General features: G+C 46.9%; 4 protein-coding genes. All 4 read left to right on the top strand.

Annotation, left to right across the window (positions count from 1 at the left end; all coding sequences use genetic code 11):
• On the top strand, nucleotides 1-276 hold a 276-nt coding region (locus QUB26_RS31060), incomplete at its 5' end, for a CHAT domain-containing protein (RefSeq protein ID WP_333321154.1).
• Between the two features lie 628 nt (nucleotides 277-904).
• Nucleotides 905-1,378, top strand: a complete 474-nt coding sequence (locus tag QUB26_RS31065; RefSeq protein WP_333054783.1) for a hypothetical protein — start codon at nucleotides 905-907, stop codon at nucleotides 1,376-1,378.
• Between the two features lie 474 nt (nucleotides 1,379-1,852).
• Nucleotides 1,853-3,574 carry a S8 family serine peptidase gene (locus QUB26_RS31070; RefSeq protein ID WP_333321156.1) on the top strand — a complete coding sequence of 574 codons (1,722 nt, stop codon included), beginning with the start codon at nucleotides 1,853-1,855 and terminating at the stop codon, nucleotides 3,572-3,574.
• Between the two features lie 319 nt (nucleotides 3,575-3,893).
• Nucleotides 3,894-5,839: tetratricopeptide repeat protein (locus tag QUB26_RS31075; RefSeq protein ID WP_333321158.1), on the top strand; the 1,946-nt coding region annotated here is incomplete at its 3' end.

Below are 5,839 nucleotides of genomic sequence, written 5' to 3' on the forward strand. Positions count from 1 at the left end.
TTGAGTGCTTGCAACACTGGAGAAGGCAGGATTACCGGGGATGGGGTGATTGGCTTGTCGCGCGCTTTGATTTCGGCCGGAGTGCCCAGCGTGATTGTTTCTTTATGGGCGGTTCCTGATGCGCCGACATCGGAATTGATGCAGTCGTTTTACCAAAACTTGCAAAATAATCCCGACAAAGCACAGGCATTGCGGCAAGCAATGTTAGCCACAATGAAAACTCATCCCCAGCCGCGAAATTGGGCGGCATTTACTTTAATTGGGGAGGCAGAGTAAGTTTTTATTAATAATGGATTGGATATCGATATTTTTATCGCGATCGGGGACTGCTGTTTAACTATTAAATCCAGATCCCCCCTAGCCCCCCTTAAGAAGGGGGAGACAAGAAGTTGTCAAAGTCTCCCTCCTTAAGAAGGGGTAACAAGAAGTTGTCAAAGTCCCCCTTCTTAAGGGGGATTTAGGGGGATCTAGACTTCGCCTAAAAGCGACATTTCTATCTCTAGGACTTACGCATGGGGCCCAGAAACCGGGTTTTTTCGAGAAGACGCGTTGTGACCCGCAGATTCGGTAAAAAACCCGGTTTCTTTGGTCGGAGTGCGTAAATCTTGTCTGCAAGAGAACTAATGAGTTATATTCTTCAGTCCTCTTTGAGAGGACTTGCGCTATGAGACAGGGAATTCATTCCCTGGCGGACTGTGGAATGAATCTTTAGTCGCGATCGCGCTTCAATCTCAAAACTGATGGAAGTGAACCATCTACTCTACATATTCACATACTTTGCACTTTCCCGCAATCTATTTTGCACTCATACTTAATCAAGTCTGTGGGTAGAACGAATGATTTTCCCATCTGGGTTGCTTAAGATTTAAGTCAACTGTCAACTGTCAACTTACTGCGTAACTTTATGAATGCAGAATCAGCTACAAACATTCTAGATAACCTGGTACAGGAAAAGAGAGGCGAACCATTGAACGGCTTACAGCGAGCAATTATTCAAGGAGTGTTAGATGGTTTGACATACCAAGAAATCAAGAATAATTATGCGATCGCGCGGAACTATGAAATATGCTACTTAGCGCGATACGTTGCTTATCATTTGTGGAAATTGCTGACAGAGGTATTGAAAGATGCAGGAATTATCGACCCGGACGAAAGAGTCCGCAACAAAAATTTGTGGGAGTCCGCGATCAGAGTGGCACAGCAAAGCGTGCAGTCGGAATCTGTACAAAAAAGTCAACCCCCCGTACCGCCAGATCCGATGCTGGACAGCAAACTGCGAATGTGTTACCGAATTACCGAACATTTGGTAAGTACCGAGTTTAGCGATACTTACAGCATATTCCATATATGTGTAGTACAGAGAAACCGGGTTTCTTGAACAGAATCAGTTTAAAGGCTAGAACTGTAAAGAAACCCGGTTTCTGAGGTGTACTTCACAAACCTGGAATATGCTGTATCTTGCGGAAGATGAAGATATGCCCGATCGCATACCGGAACTGTTAGCTCGCTTTCAGGAAGATCGATCTTTCTATTTGATAGTTGAATTCATTTATATCTGAAATAGGACTAATGAGTTATCTTCTTCAGTCCTCTTTGAGAGGACTTGCACTATGAGACAGGGAATTAATTCCCGCTAAGGACTGTGGAATGAATCTTTATTCGCGATCGCGCTTCAATCTCAAAACCGATGGAACTGAACCATCTACTCTACATATTCACATACTTTGCACTTTCCCGCAATCTATTTTGCACTCATACTTAATCAAGTCTGTGGGTAGAACGAATGATTTTCCCATCTGGGCGGCTTAAGATTTAACTCAAGAATGAATCAAAATATCGGGGTTTTAAAATTATGTTAGACATCACCACAACCAATCCTAACGATCGCCTTTATTTCAATCAACAGCCAAAGGATCTCGCCCCATCAACATTTCCGGCTAACAGCGACTTGCTCAACCCAGCGATCGATCCATTGAATATTCCTGGTTATAGCGCTGAATCTAGCTTGACTAATCCCACAGCATCCAGCTTCGACCAACAGACACAGATAGCAGATTTTATTGCAGCTAATGCAGGCGCTGGCTTCAGTTTCCCTGCGAGCGATCGAGTTACTGGCGATGTCGCCGATGCTCAACTCAAACCGCAGTCAGAATCGGCGCTAGCAAACGCAGATCCGCTAACAGGAATGATTTCTGCTTCCCAGTTAAATTTCGCCGATCCAGGTAACACTCTTTCGACAGCTCGTAATGTTGTTGGCGTTCAGAATGGTAGCATCAGTTTAACTGATTTTGTGGGCCTAGGCGATCGGGACGATTTCTACCGATTCGAGCTCAACACTAGGAGCAATTTTAGCCTGCGTCTAGACGGTTTGAGAGCGGATGCTGATGTACGGTTAATTCAAGATAGAAACGGCAACGGTAGAGTTGATTTAGGGGAAATTATTGACTACTCTCTTGAGAGTGGCACTGTCCCCGATGTCATTAATGTATCCAATCTGGAGGCAGGGACATACTATGTCCAAGTTTATAGCTTCTTAAGCAACTCTACTAATTACAACCTGAATCTTTCTGCCACCTCTATTCCTGAACTAAATATTCCCACACCTAGCGGCCCTTTTAATAGTAATTACGGCTACGGTTTGGTGAATGCAAATGCAGCAGTTTCCAGCACCTTGAACAGTTCAAATCCTTTCCCTGCTCTCCCCAATTTGGGCGGGAATAATTGGGCGCTAGATGTCATAAATGCACCGGAAGTTTGGAATCAGAACATTACAGGAAATGGGATTGTTGTAGCTGTCGTGGATAGTGGTGTTGACTACACCCATCCTGACTTGGATGACAATATTTGGCGGAACCCTGGTGAAATTGCTGGAAATGGCATTGATGACGATGGCAACGGATATATTGATGATATTCGGGGTTGGGATTTTGTGGCAAGCGACAACAACCCAATGGATATGAGTTTCAACGGTCACGGGACTCACATAGCAGGTGCGATCGCGGCGGAACGAAATGATTTTGGCATCACAGGAGTTGCGCCCAATGCTAAGATTATGCCTGTCAGAGTTTTGCCCGCATTTGGTAGCGGATCGGTGAATAATATTGCTGCTGGAATCCGCTATGCTGCTGATAATGGAGCCAATGTAATTAACCTCAGCTTGGGAAATGAGTTTGTCCCTTCCAACGTAGTAAATAACGCAATTCAGTATGCAAATAACAAAGGCTCTGTTGTGGTGATAGCAGCCGGAAATACGGGTGACATCCAACCAGCTTATCCAGCTCGTAATGCCGATAGCTTGGGAATTGCAGTGGGCAGCATTGATGTAAGAGGCCGCATGGCTGATAGCTCTAACCGGGCGGGTTCCAGACCTTTAGATTACTTAGTTGCTCCGGGAGTAGAGATAGTTTCTACTACTCCTGATGAGGATTATGAACTCAGAACTGGTACGTCTTTTGCAACGCCACACGTAGCGGGTGTAGCGGCTTTAGTTTTGAGTGCCAATCCGACTTTAACTCCGGCTCAAGTTGAGCACATTTTGACGACAACAGCTAATCGAAATGGGTTAACAGGATAGCATTGCAAATCCTCACTTAAGTCCAGCGGACATTAATAGAGCATATTTAGCAGACGGCTCTGGATATGAACGCTCCAAACACGCCAGGTTTTGAGGTTGGATTTGACTATACCAGTGGATAATGGTTTGATTCAAACCGATCGCCCGATCGCTAAAATAGTCGTCTAATTCAGATTAGAGTCCCCATCCCTGCAGCGAGATTGGGGAGGCAGAGTAAACTTCTATGAAGGTCGATCGCCTGTGGCAGATTGAGGCGATCGCACGACGACAGCAGAAAGAGCGATCGGGCTAATTCTCTAAATTTCAACTCTAGAATCCTATGCTGTATTCCCCATTTAAGCGACTCAAATCAACCCACTCAAGGCTCACTAATGTTTTCCTAGGTTCCATTTCCCTGTTTCTGCTTGCCACTATTTCCCCATTAACTAATTCTGACTCTCAATTTCCAGCGATCGCTCAAACTACGGATGCTCGTGAATCGGAGGCCGATCGGCTCTTGCGACAGGGGATTCAACAGTATCAGACTCACCAATTCCCAGCAGCGCTAAATTCCTGGCAACAGGCACTGGAAATTTATCGCGCCCTCAAAAACCGCCAACGGGAGGGTTGGGCACTAGGCACTTTGGGATTCGCTTACCGCTCTCTGGGCAACTATGCCCAAGCCATTGAGTATTCACAGCAGAGTTTAGCCATCGCCCGCGAAATTAAAGACCGCCAAAGTGAAGCTAGGGCACTAAGCAATTTGGGAGCCGCTTACCTCTCTCTAGGAAACTATGCCCAAGCCATTGAGTATTCAGAGCAGAGTTTAGCCATCGCCCGCGAAATTAAAGATCGCCAAGGGGAGGGTGTGCAACTAGGCAATTTGGGAGCAGCTTACGGCTCTCTGGGAAACTATGCCCAAGCCATTGAGTATTCACAGCAATATTTAGTCATCGCCCGCGAAGTTAAAGATCGCCAAAGTGAAGGTAGGGCGCTGGGCAATTTGGGAGGAGCTTACCTCTATCTGGGAAACTATGCCCAAGCCATTGAGTATTCACAGCAATATTTAGTCATCGCCCGCGAAATTAAAGACCGCTACGGGGAAGGGAATGCACAGGGCAATTTGGGAGGAGCTTACCTCTATCTGGGAAACTATGCTAAAGCCATTGAGTATGCACAGCAACAGTTAGCCATCGCCCGCGAAATTCAAGACCGCCTTGGGGAAGGTGCAGCACTGAGGAATTTGGGAATCGCTTACAGCTCTCTGGGCAACGATGCCAAAGCCATTGAGTATGCACAGCAACAGTTAGCCATCGCCCGCGAAATTCAAGACCGCCTTGGGGAAGGTGCAGCACTGGGGAATTTGGGAATCGCTTACAACTATCTGGGCAACTATGCTAAAGCCATTGAGTATACACAGCAGACTTTAGCGATCGCCCGCGAAATTAAAGACCGTCGAGGAGAGGGTCTGGCATTGGGCAATTTGGGAGCCGTTTACATCAATCTCGGCAACTATGCCAAAGCCATTGAGTATATCCAGCAACAGTTAGCCATCGCCCGCGAAATTAAAGACCGCCAGGGGGAGGGTATGGCATTGGGCAATTTGGGAATCACTTACCTCTATCTGGGCAACTCGGCCAAAGCCATTGAGTATGGGCAGCAGAGTTTAGCCCTAGCACGCGAAATTAAAAACCGCCAGGGGGAGGGTTTGGCGCTCAACAACCTCGGAGCGGCGTTCTTAAAGGTTAACAACCCCACAGAAGCTGAAAAAATGCTCGTGCAGGGGATTCAAGTTTGGGAATCGATGCGGCAAATGCTCGGCTCCAACGACGCGAATAAAGTCTCCATCTTTGAAGAACAAGCTCGCACCTATCGGACTTTACAACAAGTTCGAGTGGCTCAGAATAACCCGATCGCCGCTTTAGAAATTGCAGAACGGGGACGTGCTCGTGCCTTTGTCGATCTCCTGACAGAGCGCTTATCAACTGGTGAAGCCAATCCGGTCATCGCCTCTGCTCCCAACGGCGAGCAAATCCGCCAAATCGCGAAAGCACAGAACGCCACTTTGGTGCAGTATTCCATCATCTACGACAACTTCCAGATTGAGGGCAAACAAGTAGGGCGAGAATCCGCCATTTACATTTGGGTGATTCAACCGACAGGCGAAATCACATTCCGCGAGGTAGACCTCCAACCCCTCTGGCAAAAGCACAACGCCTCTCTAGCCAGCTTAATTATTGGCAATCAAGAATTCCTGGCTGTTCGCAGTCGCAGCAGTCTTGGCTC

The sequence above is a fragment of the Microcoleus sp. B4-C1 genome (assembly GCF_036705285.1).
Classification (GTDB): domain Bacteria; phylum Cyanobacteriota; class Cyanobacteriia; order Cyanobacteriales; family Microcoleaceae; genus Microcoleus.